This is a genomic window from Turicibacter bilis (assembly GCF_024499055.1).
GTDB lineage: Bacteria > Bacillota_I > Bacilli_A > MOL361 > Turicibacteraceae > Turicibacter > Turicibacter bilis.
In genome coordinates this window covers 1,116,382-1,131,548 of the sequence record NZ_CP071249.1, presented here as the reverse complement: position 1 = coordinate 1,131,548, position 15,167 = coordinate 1,116,382, and the positions used below count along the sequence as shown (strand labels likewise).

General features: G+C 34.6%; 14 protein-coding genes. 11 read left to right on the top strand and 3 right to left on the bottom strand.

The features are described 5' to 3' along the window. Positions 1 to 15: 15 nt before the first annotated feature. Positions 16 to 891, bottom strand: a complete 876-nt coding sequence (locus J0J69_RS05520) for an FMN-binding protein (protein WP_212726098.1) — start codon at positions 889 to 891, stop codon at positions 16 to 18. A 392-nt stretch (positions 892 to 1,283) separates the two neighbouring features. On the opposite strand from J0J69_RS05520, the gene J0J69_RS05515 reads away from it, so the two are divergent. From J0J69_RS05515 to tnpA, 11 genes are all read left to right on the top strand, one after another. Further along, complete coding sequence (locus tag J0J69_RS05515) at positions 1,284 to 3,281, top strand: NAD(P)/FAD-dependent oxidoreductase (protein ID WP_212726099.1); 1,998 nt, start codon at positions 1,284 to 1,286, stop codon at positions 3,279 to 3,281. A 128-nt stretch (positions 3,282 to 3,409) separates the two neighbouring features. Further along, positions 3,410 to 4,375: a polyprenyl synthetase family protein gene (locus J0J69_RS05510; RefSeq protein ID WP_055305737.1), complete on the top strand. Its 966-nt coding sequence runs from the start codon at positions 3,410 to 3,412 to the stop codon at positions 4,373 to 4,375. A 218-nt stretch (positions 4,376 to 4,593) separates the two neighbouring features. Continuing rightward, positions 4,594 to 6,171, top strand: a complete 1,578-nt coding sequence (gene ptsG, locus J0J69_RS05505) for a glucose-specific PTS transporter subunit IIBC (protein WP_055276447.1) — start codon at positions 4,594 to 4,596, stop codon at positions 6,169 to 6,171. 125 nt (positions 6,172 to 6,296) lie between these two features. Beyond that, positions 6,297 to 6,800 carry a PTS sugar transporter subunit IIA gene (locus J0J69_RS05500; RefSeq protein WP_055243840.1) on the top strand — a complete coding sequence of 168 codons (504 nt, stop codon included), beginning with the start codon at positions 6,297 to 6,299 and terminating at the stop codon, positions 6,798 to 6,800. An 86-nt stretch (positions 6,801 to 6,886) separates the two neighbouring features. After that, a complete protein-coding gene (locus tag J0J69_RS05495; protein WP_212725021.1) occupies positions 6,887 to 7,150 on the top strand; it encodes a phosphocarrier protein HPr in 264 nt (87 codons plus the stop codon). Between the two features lie 181 nt (positions 7,151 to 7,331). After that, positions 7,332 to 9,041: a phosphoenolpyruvate--protein phosphotransferase gene (gene ptsP, locus J0J69_RS05490; RefSeq protein WP_055276445.1), complete on the top strand. Its 1,710-nt coding sequence runs from the start codon at positions 7,332 to 7,334 to the stop codon at positions 9,039 to 9,041. Between the two features lie 117 nt (positions 9,042 to 9,158). Next, complete coding sequence (locus tag J0J69_RS05485; protein WP_237252726.1) at positions 9,159 to 9,944, top strand: polysaccharide deacetylase family protein; 786 nt, start codon at positions 9,159 to 9,161, stop codon at positions 9,942 to 9,944. Positions 9,945 to 10,086: 142 nt separating this feature from the next. Next, positions 10,087 to 10,953: a polysaccharide deacetylase family protein gene (locus J0J69_RS05480; RefSeq protein ID WP_212725020.1), complete on the top strand. Its 867-nt coding sequence runs from the start codon at positions 10,087 to 10,089 to the stop codon at positions 10,951 to 10,953. A 15-nt stretch (positions 10,954 to 10,968) separates the two neighbouring features. Then, positions 10,969 to 11,652, top strand: coding sequence for a hypothetical protein (locus J0J69_RS05475; RefSeq protein ID WP_212725019.1), 684 nt, complete (start codon positions 10,969 to 10,971; stop codon positions 11,650 to 11,652). A gap of 344 nt (positions 11,653 to 11,996) precedes the next feature. Further along, a complete protein-coding gene (locus J0J69_RS05470) occupies positions 11,997 to 12,857 on the top strand; it encodes an NAD(P)-dependent oxidoreductase (protein ID WP_212725018.1) in 861 nt (286 codons plus the stop codon). Positions 12,858 to 13,037: 180 nt separating this feature from the next. Beyond that, positions 13,038 to 13,493, top strand: coding sequence for an IS200/IS605 family transposase (gene tnpA / locus J0J69_RS05465; RefSeq protein ID WP_055166236.1), 456 nt, complete (start codon positions 13,038 to 13,040; stop codon positions 13,491 to 13,493). 148 nt (positions 13,494 to 13,641) lie between these two features. Here the strand turns inward: tnpA and J0J69_RS05460 are convergent, their stop codons facing one another. Next, positions 13,642 to 14,034 carry a hypothetical protein gene (locus J0J69_RS05460; RefSeq protein WP_237252680.1) on the bottom strand — a complete coding sequence of 131 codons (393 nt, stop codon included), beginning with the start codon at positions 14,032 to 14,034 and terminating at the stop codon, positions 13,642 to 13,644. 71 nt (positions 14,035 to 14,105) lie between these two features. Then, a complete protein-coding gene (locus J0J69_RS05455; protein WP_212724799.1) occupies positions 14,106 to 14,906 on the bottom strand; it encodes a metallophosphoesterase in 801 nt (266 codons plus the stop codon). Between the last annotated feature and the right edge of the window lie 261 nt (positions 14,907 to 15,167).

Genomic DNA, 15,167 nt, shown 5'->3' with positions numbered 1-15,167 from the left:
TCTTATCTTTTCAATTTAGTCTAATAATGGACCACTAGCCAGTGCTTTTATAGCTAGTTCGATAAATTGATGGACTTCAATTGTTACTCCATTGACATCAGTTGTTTTATTTTGTTCATTGAATGTCATTTGCATGGGATCTTGAATTTCAATTAAATGCTGTTCTAAGAGGTTGGCTTGCTGATTCCAGTGCTTTGAGTACGCTTCTTCATCTAATACCTGATTAGCTGCTTTTAGATTGTTAGTAGGAACGGTATCCCAATGAGCAGCAATAATATATCCGTTTTCAATTAGCATATTAATCGTGTGTTTCATTCCATTATTACTATCTTCTGTTTCGGCAAAGTATTGTCCATTTTGATAAGGACCTATTTCAATTGGTCCTTCTGTCATCGCAGTATTGAATAATTCAATAAACGGAGAGAGGTCAATTGTAATACCTTCAATAGTAGGAATGGTGTCCGCTGTCAATAATTCATGATAATCTTGATCGTTTATAAGATAGGACTCTATTAATTGTAGTTGTTCATGCCATTTGAGATCTGATGAATCAATAGTGTCCGATATATATTCTCCATTAATCGATAGAGTTCGTTTATAGGTTGTTGCTTGTTCATTGACCGCATCAAATGTGATACTTTCAATTTTTCCATTAACGACTTCAAAGTTAACGATATTTTTCCATCCATCAGTAGAATATGTATCCGCTTCAGCGAAATAATGACCATCATTTAGTGTCTGAATTGGAGTACTCAAGTCGTTAGATTCAATCGTTAATAATTTAACATTATCTGATTGCAAGAGTACCTCAGTATGAGTATCATTTGCATCGCAAGCGCCTAGTAGGCTAATCATTGAAATGATGGTCAGTGATATGGTTTTATATTTCATAAACTGTCCTCCTATTATTTCAAGTTAAAGTCCTTTTTGTTATTTTAACATAGCTCGAGCAAAGTTGATATGGGCAAATGTTACTTTTATTGTCGAAGAAAAACTAGATCAGTTTCAAAAAGTGAAATTTAATTCAGAGGTAATGATGTTTAGTCATAGATAAATATTAATAGGGAAAATAAGCAGGCTAACAAAAAGATTGTATTTGTGAAAAAATGTGATAAAATATTAGTGAACTAAATGGATTTCTAGTTTGAGAGATTAACTTTCCTATTTAATAAAGTATTGTGTCGAAATAAAGGGCTGACACTGAATATGGTATTAGGGGAAGTTACTTTTTTTATGACGGTGAGAGGTTATAAAGAAAGCGTGGTTATTTGAGGAGGAGTTTCATGAAGAAAGTAGTAGTACTTGGTGGAGGATATGCAGGTGTCCTTACAGCTAAGAAATTAGCCAAAAAATTCAAGAAGAACAAAGATGTTCAAATTACATTAATTGATAAGCAATCGTATCATACAATGTTGACGGAGTTACATGAGGTAGCTGCAGGACGTGTTAACGAAGAATCAATTCGTATGGATTTAAAGAGTATCTTTGCAGGACGTAATGTCAATGTTGTGTTAGATGAAATTAAGAATATTGATTTTGAACAAAAGGTTTTAACATCTAACGATGCAACGTATGAGTATGATTATTTAGTGATGGGAACTGGATGTAAACCAACATTCTTTGGTATTCCAGGATCTGAAAATGCACATCAATTATGGTCTTATACTGATGCAGTTAACTTACGTGAACACATTTTAAATATGTTCCGTCAAGCTGCTTTAACAGCAGATAAAGAGAAGCGTCGTGAGTTATTAACATTTGTTACAGTTGGGGCTGGATTCACTGGTGTTGAGATGGCTGGTGAATTAGGTGAATGGAAAGATGAATTATGTCGTTCATTCCATATTGATAAAGATGAAGTGACTTTATACGTGGTTGATTTTGCACCAAAAGTGTTACCAATGTATCCAGATAAATTAGTTCGCAAAGCAGAGCGTCGTTTAATTAAATTAGGAAATGAATTAGTGATGAATTCTGCGGTAAGTGAAATTCATGAAGATAAAGTAGTTTTAAATAAAGGTGAAAAAGTCATCAATACACGTACTGTTATTTGGGCAGCAGGTATTGAAGGTTCAGATATTGTTGATCAAGCTCAAGTTGAAAAAGCTGGTCGTGGACGTATTGTGACAAATGGTCACTTACAAGCAAAAGATTATCAAGATGTTTATGTCGTTGGAGATAATATTTTCTATATTCCTGAAGGAGAAGAACGTCCAGTTCCTCAGATGGTTGAAAATGCAGAGCATTCAGCACCAGTTGTTGCGCATAATATTGCCGTAGATATTAAAGGTGGAGAATATAAAACTTATAAACCAACATTCCACGGTTCAATGGTATGTATTGGATCTCGTTATGGAGTAGCTCAAGTTGGAATGCCGGGGATGTGGTTCAATTTATCAGGATTCTTCGCAATGGCATCAAAGCATTTAATTAACTTAGTATACTTTGTTCAAGTTTTAGGATTCAATAAAATTTGGTCATATTTAATGCATGAGTTCTTCCATACAAAAAATAACCGTTCAATGGTAGGTGGATTATTATCTAATTCAGCTCCAGTATTCTGGAAGTTCCCATTACGTGTATTTGTCGGATTTATGTGGTTACAACAAGGTTTATCAAAATTACCTAAAATTATTCATGATTTCAATAATGTATTCTTATTACCACAACCTCCAAAAGCGGACGCATTAGGTGCAGCATCAGGAGCAGTAACTGAAGCTGTAACAGCAGCGTCAGGAGCGGTAGCTGAAGCTGTAACAGCGGCGTCAGGAGCGGTAACTGAAGCTGTAACAGCAGCGTCAGGTGCAGTTAATGAAGTGGCAAATCAGGTGGCTTCAAATGGTGGAGATATCTTTACAATGTTAGCTGATTTAATTCATGATTTTATGAATTGGATTGCAGTCTTACCTGTTCCAGGATTTGTTGAAAATATGGTAGGATGGTCAATGGATGCCTTCTTCTATACTCCAGATGGAACACAATTTACCCAATTAGCAACCTTAGTTCAAGGTGGAATGATCTTCGGAGAAATCATCTTCGGTGGTATGTTAATTATCGGTTTATTCACTCCAGTCGCAGCGATTGCAACAATTGCAATGGGATGTATGATTTGGGCTTCGGGTATGGCGCCAACTGAAATGTTATGGTACTTAGTTGGAGGATTCGCTTTAATTGGAAACTCTGGAATGGTATTAGGTTTAGATTATTATGTTTGGCCTTGGTTACGCGAGATGATGAAACGTATTCCATTATTAAGAAAATGGTATCTATACGTTGATTAATTTATAATATAACAATTGGGGAAACATAGTTAATACGATAGCGTATTGGCTATGTTTTTCTTCTGATAGCCGGTATTTTCAACGGGTTGATATATAGGGTAGTATTCCAATGATGTAGGTGATAACGTATGAATTCATTTTGGCAAGAAAAAACCGCGATGATTGCTCACCTTAATGAGGTTGATCAAGTTATAGGGAAACAATTAACAGTTAAGCAACGAAAGATGAATGAAATATTACAAGATCTAGCATCATCAGGTGGAAAGCGAATTCGACCTGGATTATGTATTATTGGGGCTGGATTCGGATCTAAACCAATTGAATCCATTTATCCACTAGCCGCGGTTCTTGAAATGTTACATTTAGCCACTCTTGTTCATGATGATATTATTGATGATGCAACACATCGTCGTGGAGCATTAACAACGCAACAAAAGTATGGAAAAGATTATGCTGTTTATACTGGTGATTACATCTTTACCAAATGCTTTGAAATCTTAGCAGAAAATTATGAACTTCATCATATGAAGGAATTATCAAAGGCGGTTTCTCGTGTCTGTGTTGGTGAAATTGAACAATTTGATGGTCGTTTTAAATCGCATACTTCTGTTAAGAAATATTTAAAAATTGTGGGCGCTAAAACATCTGCACTTTTAGCAACTAGCTTAGCAGTTGGTGCTTATGAAGCGGGGTGTGATGAACGATTCTGCAAAAAGCTTGGTAAGATTGGACTGCATGTTGGGAATGCTTTTCAAATTATCGATGATATTTTAGATTATACGGGGGATGAGGCTCGAGTTGGTAAGACATTAGGAAATGACTTAAAACAGGGGTACTACACATTACCATTAATTTATGCTTTAAGAAAAAATGATTCAGTTCTAAATAGGTTATTAGCAGCTGATGTTTATGATGATGAAACAATCAAACGTATTATTGTTCGTGTGAATGAGTTAGGTGGTGTACGTCAAGCACAATTACTTGCTGAGAAATACACCATTAAATCTTTAAAAGAAATCTCATCTCTTCCAACGTGTCAATCACGAGATGATTTAGAATGGATTACAAAGCGACTATTAGTAAGAGAGCATTAGAGTTATTCTAATGTTCTTTTTTTATCTTAACGTTATAAGGTTATATTGTTATCGTAACCAAAACCGTGAAAAAGTGACAAAAATATGGATTTGTTATCTACATAATATAGGGTATATAGGTTAAAATATAGAAAGTGGTACTTGTTTAATTTTTTAATAACAAAGAGAGAGTGAATCGCCGTACTACTTATAGTTTATTTTTGAAAGGAGATTTAAAAATGAAAACTTTACAACGAATTGGTAAGGCATTTATGGTGCCAGTCGCCTTATTACCAATTGCCGGATTGTTATTAGGAATTGGGGCATCAATGCAACAATCACTTTTAAATTATCTTCCATTTTTAGATAATGAGTTCTGGCAAACAGTTGCAGCCGTTATGAATCAATCGGGTCAAATTGTATTTGATAATTTACCTTTGTTGTTTGCAATCGGAGTTGCTTCAGGATTAACTGGAGATAAAGGAGTCGCTGCACTGGCTGCAACAGTTGGTTTTTTAATTATGAATGTTGTAACAGGAATTTTTATGCCTGATACGTTGCCTGAAAAGTTATATGCAAATATCTTAGGAATTGAGACTTTACAAACTTCTGTTTTTGGTGGGGTTATCATTGGGTTATTAACGGCTTATTTATATAATAAGTTTTATAATGTTAAGTTCCCAGATATTTTATCTTTCTTTGCAGGAGCACGTTTTGTTCCAATTATTACAGCATTATCATCTATTTTAGTCGGAATTATTTTAGCCTTCATTTGGCCACCAATTGGTAATTTAATTGCAAGCTTCGGTAATATTGTTGCATCTGAAGGAACGAATCCACTTTATATTTGGCTATATGGAACAGCAGAGCGTGCTTTAATTCCATTTGGCTTACATCATGTTTTCTATTTCCCTCTTTGGTATACAGAAGCAGGAGGAATTTATACATCAATAGATGGTGTTGTTGCAATGGGCGATCAAAGAATTTGGTTCCAACAATTATCTGATTTTTCAAACTACGGTTACCAAGCGATGCTTGAAAATGTCCAAGCTCAAGGAGCGACATTAGCTGGACGCTTCATGACAGGAAAATATCCATTTATGATTTTTGGACTTCCAGCTGCTGCCTATGCCATGTATCAAGAAGCAACTCCTGAACGTCGAAAAGCCGTAAGTGGTTTACTTTTATCAGCCGGATTAACAGTAGCGTTAACGGGAATTAGTGAACCTATTGAATTTACATTCTTATTTGTTGCTCCCGTGTTATTTGCAATTCATGCTGTATTAGCTGGATTATCATTTATGTTAATGTATTTATTTAATGTTCATGTTGGAATGACATTCTCTGGAGGATTAATTGATTTAGTGGTTTATGGAATTTTACCAGGAAATGAGTTTACTAGTTGGATTCGTATTCTTTTAGTGGGAATTTTCTACGCCCCACTGTATTACTTTATTTTCCGATTTGCGATTCGACGTTTTAATTTGCCGACACCAGGACGCGGTGAATCGGAAGATAAGTTAGTATCTAAAGCTGATTATCAAGCATCTAAATCAGTATCTCGTGATGAAAAAGCTGCTGCAATTTTATCTGCTTTAGGTGGATCAGGAAATATTGACACCTTAGATGCATGTATGTCACGTTTACGTGTTTCAGTGCATGATATTGATGAAGTTGATCAATTAAAAATTAAAGAATTGGGAGCTTCAGGGATTTTCGTTTCAGGTAATAATTTACAAGCAATCTTTGGAACAACATCAGATCAGCTAAAATCCCAAATTGAAGAAATTATTCGCGAATCAGAAAAAAATAAGTAAAAAATAGTTGAAAAGAATAATAGTTGACCGTAGAAAGCGCTTTTATTTTAAAAAAAAGTAAAATACATCTATATTTGTTGAAAAAAAACACTATAATAGATATGAAAGATATTAGGAGGTGCACCATGGGAATTTTTGACACATTCAAAAACTTATTCAGCAAAAAGACTGAAGAACCAAAAAAAGGAATCTTTGCTCCAATTTCTGGTACATTATTACCGATTAGCGAAGTTCCAGATCCAGTATTCAGTCAAAAAATGATGGGAGACGGATTTGCTATCGAGCCAACTGAAGGAAAAGTATATTCTCCAGTTACAGGTAAAGTATTAAATGTTTTCCCAACAAAACACGCTGTAGCATTAGAATCTAACGAAGGGCATGAAATCTTAATTCACTTCGGTATGGATACTGTTACATTAAAAGGTGAAGGATTCACTGCTCATGTTGGAGAGGGAGATACAGTAACACCTGATACATTATTATTATCAGTTGATTTAGATGCTGTACGTCCAAAAGTACCATCATTAGTGACACCAGTTGTTTTCACTAACTTAGGTGATAAAGCAATCGAGTTAAAGAAAACAGGGTCAGTAACACACGGTGAAGCTAGCATTTTAGAAATTAAATAAATTTGTGAATTATATAACTTGATTTTTAGAGATTGACACGTTACAATAAACGTAGAAATCACTTATGGAAAGAGGAGCGATTATTGATGGAAAAGATCTTCAAAATTACAGATGAAACTGGATTACATGCTCGTCCTGCTACAGTATTAGTAAATACAGCTAGCAAATTCAATGCAGAAATCTCATTAACATACCGTGACAAAAAAGTTAACTTAAAATCAATCATGGGTGTTATGTCTTTAGGAATCCAACAAGGTGCTGAGATTACAATCTCTGCTGAAGGTGATGATGCTGAAGCAGCAATCGTAGCTTTAACAGAAACTATCACAACTCAAGGATTAGGTGAATAATACTTATCTAATTTAGATACAATAGTACTGGGAAACCAGTACTTTTTGTTTACCTATTTTTGGATAATAATGTGACAAAATAACATATGTAACAGGTTACATATAAAAGTTTATTGTGTAACCAGTTTTATCTGTTATAATAATTAGGTATATATCCAGTGAAAATGAAAGGGGTAGCATTGTGAATATTAAAGGTATCGCAGCGTCAAATGGTATTGCAATTGCAAAAGCATTTAAATTAATTGAACCAGAATTAACTGTAGTGAAAGCTACAATTTCAGATGTTGAGGCAGAAATCAACTTATATAAAGAGGCTTTAGTTAAAACAACTGAAGAGTTACAAAAAATCAAAGTTAAAGCTGCACAAAACTTAAGTGAAGAAGAAGCAGCAGTGTTTGATGCTCACATCAATATGGCAAATGATCCTGAGTTATTAAGCCAAACAACAGATAAAATCAAATCTGAAAGCGTTAATGCTGCTTATGCATTTGATGAAGTTTCAAATATGTTCATCATGATGTTCGAAAGCATGGATAACGAATACTTCCGTGAGCGTGCAGCAGATATTAAAGATATTAAAAAACGTATTTTAGCTCATTTATTAGGAGTTAAAGTAAATGATCCAAGTACAATCGATGAGCAAGTTGTTATCATCGCTGAAGACTTAACACCATCTGATACAGCTCAATTAGATCGTAACTTCGTTAAAGGATTTGCTACAAACATTGGGGGACGTACATCTCACTCTGCAATCATGGCACGTTCTTTAGAAATCCCAGCAGTAGTTGGTACAAAAACAATCTTAGAAGATGTTAAAGATGGGGATATGATCATCTTAGACGGATTAGAAGGAAATGTAATCGTTAACCCAACAGCTGAGCAAGTAGCTCACTATGAAGAAGTAGCTAAACAATACGAAGCTCAAAAAGCTGAATGGGCTAAATTAAAAAATGAAAAAACGGTTTCTAAAGATGGACAACACGTTGAGTTAGCTGCTAACATCGGAACTCCAAAAGATGTTGAAGGTGTTTTAGCTAACGGTGGAGAAGCAGTAGGATTATACCGTACTGAGTTCTTATACATGGGACGTGACAACTTCCCAACTGAAGAAGAGCAATTCGAAGCATACAAAGCAGTATTAGAAGCAATGGGAGATAAACCAGTTGTTGTTCGTACATTAGACATTGGTGGGGATAAAGAGTTACCATACTTACACTTACCAAAAGAAATGAACCCATTCTTAGGATACCGTGCGATCCGTTTATGCTTAGATGATACAGATTTATTCCGTACTCAATTACGTGCTTTATTACGTGCGAGTGCTTACGGAAAATTACGTATCATGTTCCCAATGATTGCAACATTAAATGAATTCCGTTCTGCAAAAGCATTATTATTAGAAGAAAAAGCTAAATTAGTTGCAGAAGGTGTAACAGTTTCTGAAGAAATCGAAGTTGGTATGATGGTTGAAATTCCGTCAGCAGCAGTATTAGCTGATCAATTCGCCAAAGAAGTAGACTTCTTCTCAATCGGAACAAATGACTTAATCCAATACACAATGGCTGCAGACCGTATGAATGAGAAAGTTTCATACTTATATCAACCATATAACCCAAGTATTTTACGTTTAGTAAAAATGGTTATTGATGCAGCACACAAAGAAGGTAAATGGACTGGAATGTGTGGAGAAATGGCTGGAGATCAAACTGCTATTCCATTATTATTAGGATTAGGATTAGATGAATTCTCAATGTCAGCAACTTCAATCTTACCTGCTCGTTCATTAATCAGTAAATTATCAAAAGCTGAGATGGCTGACTTAGCTGCTGAGGCATTAAATAAATCAACAGTTGAAGAAGTTATCGAATTAGTAGAAAGCATTCAAAAATAATGAATTTTAAGTGTGAAGAATTTTCTTCACACTTTTTTATTTCGACAAGAAACGCGATAATTTGAAGGAAAATGTCGCATAATATAAAGGAAGTTTATATGAAAAGAGTTGAAAAAAATGAGAAATTCATTATTTGATGAGAAATTAAATACACGTTTAAAGTCATTTTTATTTTTAATATTTGGAGTTATATTAATGGCTTTATGTTGTATGAATATGATAACAATAAAGGCAGCAACCGTTGATGATCGAATAGAACATTTTATTTATCAAGATCCAAAACCAGAAAAAGTCGTTTATCTCACATTTGATGATGGGCCATCTAAATATACATTAGATTTATTAAATTTATTAGATAAAGAAGATATTTCTGCTATTTTTTTTGTTATTGGTGAAAATATTGATCTTTTATCAAATGCAGATGAAGTTCTTAATGAAGTCCTAAAAAGAGGGCACTATATTGGACTGCATAGTATGACGCATAATATGGATAAGTTATATAATGTTTCAGGAGCCCCACAAAACTTCGTAAATGAAATGCTAGAAGTTAAGGGGAAAATCAAAGAGTTAACAGGTTTTGAAAGTAATCTATGTCGACCACCTTATGGAGGAAAGACACATTTTAAAGAGGGGCATTATAGAGCATTAGAGGAAGCTGGACTTGAGTGTGTGGATTGGAATGTGGATTCATTAGATTGGGCGAAATCAAGTGCTGATGCAATTTTTAATCAAGTCATTGCAGATTTAAAACACAGTAATTATCCAAATGAGGTTGTGTTATTATTTCATGAGAAAGAATTAACCTTAGAAGTGTTACCACGAGTAATTGAATATTATCGTAATCAAGGATATGTTTTTATGCCTTATTATGAGGGAGAAGAATTTGATTGTATGAAAAAATAGTCAATTTTATTATGTGGCAAAAAGAAATAATATAATCCATAAATTACCTTGTGATTTTGTAGAATAATGTTGGAATTTCGAATGCATTTTCACAACGGGTATTGTATAATTAAAACAAATACAACAGATGGAGGGAAAAGTAGTGGCAAGACAACAATATTATTCAAATTATGGTAGTTATGGTCGCCGCAATCGTGTAAAACCACAGACTTATATTGTTTTTACATTAGTGGCTTTTTTACTTGTTGTTGGAAGTTTTGTATTTAATATTTTTCAACAAGTAAATAGTTTGAGTGTGGCAACCGTTGAGCCAAGTTCTTTAAATTTTGAACCAATTACGACGGTTAATAGCTGGCATAATAAAGAGGCTAAATTTGTTTATTTAACTTTTGATGATGGACCATCTCAAAATGCAGAGAAAATCTTAGATATTTTAGATAGTTATGATATTAAAGGAACATTTTTTGTTCTAGGATCATCAATTGATAGATATAGTGGTTCAAAAGATATCTTAAAGCGTATGGCAGATACCGGTCACTACATTGGGATGCACTCGATGACGCATGATTATTCAACCTTATATGGTGAGGAAAATGCAGCTCAAAACTTTGCTGGTGAGATGTTAGAAGAACAGGCACTCCTTAAAGAAATTACGGGTGGATTTGAAAGTGAATTATGTCGTGCCCCTTATGGGACAGGTGGAGGAACTTTTACAGATGCTCACGTTGAAGAGTTAAATAAAATCGGGGTTAAATGCTGGGACTGGGATGTTGATTCATTAGATTGGGAATCAGGAGCTTCAGTCGATAGTATTATGAAAAATATTGAATATTGTATGAATTTGTGGAATTATCCAAGACAAACCGTTGTTTTATTCCATGAAAAAGACGTCACAGTGGAAGTCTTACCAAAAGTTATTCAATATTATACTGACTTAGGATATGAGTTTTTACCATATAATCCGGATAATCACATTGTTAAAAATCTATTCGGAAGCGATGATTTATAGGGAAGGAGTGAGTATATGCGTAAACCATTTTTACCATTTGTTATTATTGGATTAATCGCGGCTATTGGGGTATTCTTTGCTCTTACTTATAAATTCCCTGAAGTTGAAGCATTCCAATTTTATCAACAAATTGATCAAGAGATTGTAAACTGTGAGAAAAAATCACCGGATACATTAGAAATGACATTAAATGCGTTACAATCACATGTGCGTGAGATTATTCTAGTAGGACAAACTTATGATGGAAGTCAGGATGTAACAGAGTTATTTACATCATTTAATACAGAATATGAAGTGTTAAAAGATTACACAGCTAATGTTGTGACATGTATGAATAGTGAGTTAGAAGAAGTTAATTTTGATAAAGTAGAATCAACATTATCAAAACTTCCTGAAAACTTAGCATCATTAGGTAAACAAATGTCAGTTTTACAACAAGCACGAACGGAGAAATTAGTTGTTTTAAATGCTGAGTTAGAGGTACTAGCAAAAGAGCTAACTAATTTTGAAGAAATGTTCTATAATACAAAAACAAGTGAAGCAGTTCAATACTTCCAAACTATTAATATGATTTTTAATACGATTGAAGAATTACATACAGAGTATATGAAATCAATTGAAGAGTATTATGCGGTGAAAACAGAATACTATGAAGCGATTGCCAATAAAGGTGTGCTAGACTATTTATTAAAAAAATAATTTTAAAGCTATGAATTTATTTCATAGCTTTTTTTACATTCAAGTATGTTATAATTTATGTAAGTCCACATAAGTTTTTTATAGGGTAAAAAACTTTTAAGATCCTACCAGAGGAGGAAACATGCTTCGCATGGCAGGCAGGTGACCCTAGCCCTAGTAGTTGAGGATTAGATTCCTTTCAGAAATCGCTAGGTGACCCATACCCTACCAGCGGAGGAAACATGCTTCGCATGGCAGGTGACCCACGGCATAATTATTAAGTATTTAGGTTGCCGTAGTAAATGTAGAAAGTATTTGTGTTTGTATATAGTGATTAATCGTGTCAAAGAAAGAGGGGGAAGTTCATGAAGATTGGATTTATTGGAATTGGTGTCATGGGTCAAGCAATGGCAGGTCATCTGTTAAAAGCGGGTCATGACTTATATGTTTATAATCGTACAAAAAGTAAAGCTGATCGCTTAGTCGAGGCTGGGGCTATTTGGTGTGATGATGTAAAGAGTATTGCAACAACTTGTGATTTAATATTTACCATTATTGGCGTGCCAGCAGATGTTGAAAGCGTGTATTTAGGTGAAGATGGTTTAGTGAATCATGCAAAAGCTCATTCAATTTTAGTTGATATGACAACCTCGACACCAGATTTAGCAAAACGTATTTATGAAGCAGGGCAAGCTAAAGGATTACAGTGTTTAGATGCACCTGTTACAGGTGGAGATGTTGGGGCGAAAAATGGAACGTTAACGATTATGGTTGGTGGAGACAAAGAAGCATATGATGAAATTTTACCGATTTTAGAGTTAATGGGTCAAACGATTGTTTATATGGGGTCTGCGGGTAGTGGTCAACATACAAAAATGGCGAATCAAATTGCCATTGCAGGAGCGGCTATCGGAATGGTTGAGGCCCTTGCTTATTCTAAAGGAGCTGGACTAGATTTAGAGACTGTTTTAAAGGCAGTAACGAGCGGATCGGCAGCAAGCTGGCAATTAAGCAATATGGCGCCACGTATTATTAAAGATGACTTTAATCCAGGCTTCTTTATTAAACACTTTATTAAAGATATGCGTATCGCTTGTAGTGAATCGAAGGCAATGAATGTTGATTTACCAGGACTTGAGTTAGTCTTAAGCCTGTATGAAGAATGTCAAAAAAGAGAGTTAGAAAACTGTGGAACACAAGCTCTCTATAAATTATATGAAAAATAAAAGTAGACCCGAGGTCTACTTTTTTATTAAAGGCTTTAGCCTGTTGAGCTCGCGAAGCGTGCGAAACATAAAACCACCTGCTATGCGGGCGGGAAATAAGGGTTATACCACTAAAAAATCACCTTTCTTCCTATAATAGAGTTGTTCAGGCTACTATTTTAGAAGAGAAAGGTGATTTTTATGGCCAATAAGGCAAATAGTTTATCTCACACAAAGTGGATGTGTAAGTATCACATTGTGTTTACTCCTAAGTATAGACGAAAAATAATTTATAATCAATATAAAACCAGTATAAGAGATATATTAAAACAATTATGTGCCTACAAAGGAGTAGAAATAATAGAAGGACATCTGATGCCAGATCATGTCCATATGTTAGTAAGTATCCCACCAAAAATGAGTGTCTCAAGTTTCATGGGATATTTGAAGGGGAAAAGTGCATTGATGATTTTTGATAAACATGCAAATTTAAAATATAAATTTGGAAATAGACACTTTTGGGCCGAAGGATATTACGTAAGTACAGTTGGATTAAATGAAGCAACGATTAAGAAATATATACAGGAACAAGAAAGCCATGATATAGCCATGGATAAATTAAGTGTAAAAGAATATGAAGACCCTTTTAAAGGGTAGCTAGCCATACGAAAACTCCTTTAGGAGTAAGCAAAAGCGGCAAAGGCAAGTAGCTTGAACAAAGTGAAAGCTAGCGCCTTGAGACGCTAGCCGGTAACAAGGGCTTATAGACCTAGTGAAAACCACCCGTTTGACGGGTGGTTTTTATTTATGATAAATAATATTTATTACTTTCTAATACGGTTGTTTCAGTCGGCATGACTGGATTATAAGGTCCATAATATCCAGTTTGTGAGGCTTGTTGTTGATAAACGGGATAAGATGGTTGTGTATATACTGGTTGTTGGTAGTACACCGGTTGGTAAACGGGTTGATAGACAGGATAGGCATATCCCCCTCCTCCACAACAAGGGCGACCACCACCCCATCCATCAAATAATAGTCCTCCTAAAGCTAACCCGCCGATAAAAGGTAAAAATCCCCATCGTTCATCTTGCTCAATCCCAGGTATCGCTGATAAATTAGGGACTTGATTGGTTAATGGTGCAGCTGTTCGATAAGAAACTTGAGACGGCACGCTATTTGGATAATTCATTGGCATCAATTCAGACTCCTCCTTCATCTTGCAGTCCTAATTTATGATATGCAAGGGGGATGACATCTGACTCACTTTTATTCTTTGATTAAAAGGAATGAATAAAGTGTCGGACGAGTTAATAAGTTACCTATGTTATTTGGTCGATTTAATCCACGGTTGACTTGTAAGGTTAATTGATCGGCAAAGCGATAAGTTCCTGAATAAAATTGAGAACAACCTGATGTACTAGATTGTCCTCTACAATGTCCAGATAGTTGAACTTCAATTGGATAATCGGTTACTTTTGCAGCTAATGTTGGTTCATGAAGGAGTAGAATGTTAAAATTATTCGTATTAGTAGATTGTGAAAGCAAGGTATTCAAATCAGGTGAGCTTGATAACGAATCAATCCCGATAAAATTAATGCCTTCACTGCTACCGTTATAGAGTTCAAGTGACTCATTACGAAGGATTTTAAAAGAAGATGTCGTAAGAATATGACTGATTTCATCTGGCTGGCTTAAATCTTTATCCCCTAAGATGGCAAGCTTGGCCAGAGAAGATTTTAATTGAGAGAGAATCTCGATTGTTTGTGAACTTAGACTTGAAGTGACGGCTCCTTTTTCAAATAGATCCCCGGTAAAAAGAATAATGTCTGCTTCAAGACGGTTGATTTCGTTTACAGATTTTTCAAGAAGCACTAAATCTTCTTCATTTTTAAGATGTAAATCGCTAAATTGGATTAGTCGGACTCCATCAAAACTGCTTGGAATATTTAGACTGTTAATAATGGTTTCTTCTACTTTAATGCTATATTTTAAAATACATAGCGAGTAAAAGAAAAATACAATAATAATTGCTGCAACTGAGAGTACATAGATAGGGAATTTCTTCATAATAAATTCATCCTTTACCAAAAAAACTTTTATGACGATATTATATCATAGTTTTTTTAGTTCTATATAGAAACAGATGAATAACATACATTTACTACATCATACCTAAAGTCATCAACAGTTATGATGGAAATTAGTTGATATTGAAGAATAAGTGGATAAGATGGTAAAGCATAAATAAAAAACAAAAGATACGTGTCATGGATGTATATTCACTTCTTTTACCCCAAAAGCTAGAACTAAGAATGCTGCAGTAGATGA

What these genes read in the sequence shown, in the direction of transcription:
- J0J69_RS05515 (WP_212726099.1), top strand. Translation starts at nt 1,284, where the DNA reads ATGAAGAAAGTAGTAGTACTTGGTGGAGGATATGCAGGTGTCCTTACA.
- J0J69_RS05470 (WP_212725018.1), top strand. Translation starts at nt 11,997, where the DNA reads ATGAAGATTGGATTTATTGGAATTGGTGTCATGGGTCAAGCAATGGCA.
- J0J69_RS05520 (WP_212726098.1), bottom strand. Translation starts at nt 891, where the DNA reads ATGAAATATAAAACCATATCACTGACCATCATTTCAATGATTAGCCTA.
- J0J69_RS05485 (WP_237252726.1), top strand. Translation starts at nt 9,159, where the DNA reads ATGAGAAATTCATTATTTGATGAGAAATTAAATACACGTTTAAAGTCA.
- tnpA (WP_055166236.1), top strand. Translation starts at nt 13,038, where the DNA reads ATGGCCAATAAGGCAAATAGTTTATCTCACACAAAGTGGATGTGTAAG.
- J0J69_RS05510 (WP_055305737.1), top strand. Translation starts at nt 3,410, where the DNA reads ATGAATTCATTTTGGCAAGAAAAAACCGCGATGATTGCTCACCTTAAT.
- J0J69_RS05460 (WP_237252680.1), bottom strand. Translation starts at nt 14,034, where the DNA reads ATGCCAATGAATTATCCAAATAGCGTGCCGTCTCAAGTTTCTTATCGA.
- J0J69_RS05500 (WP_055243840.1), top strand. Translation starts at nt 6,297, where the DNA reads ATGGGAATTTTTGACACATTCAAAAACTTATTCAGCAAAAAGACTGAA.
- J0J69_RS05455 (WP_212724799.1), bottom strand. Translation starts at nt 14,906, where the DNA reads ATGAAGAAATTCCCTATCTATGTACTCTCAGTTGCAGCAATTATTATT.
- ptsG (WP_055276447.1), top strand. Translation starts at nt 4,594, where the DNA reads ATGAAAACTTTACAACGAATTGGTAAGGCATTTATGGTGCCAGTCGCC.
- J0J69_RS05495 (WP_212725021.1), top strand. Translation starts at nt 6,887, where the DNA reads ATGGAAAAGATCTTCAAAATTACAGATGAAACTGGATTACATGCTCGT.
- J0J69_RS05475 (WP_212725019.1), top strand. Translation starts at nt 10,969, where the DNA reads ATGCGTAAACCATTTTTACCATTTGTTATTATTGGATTAATCGCGGCT.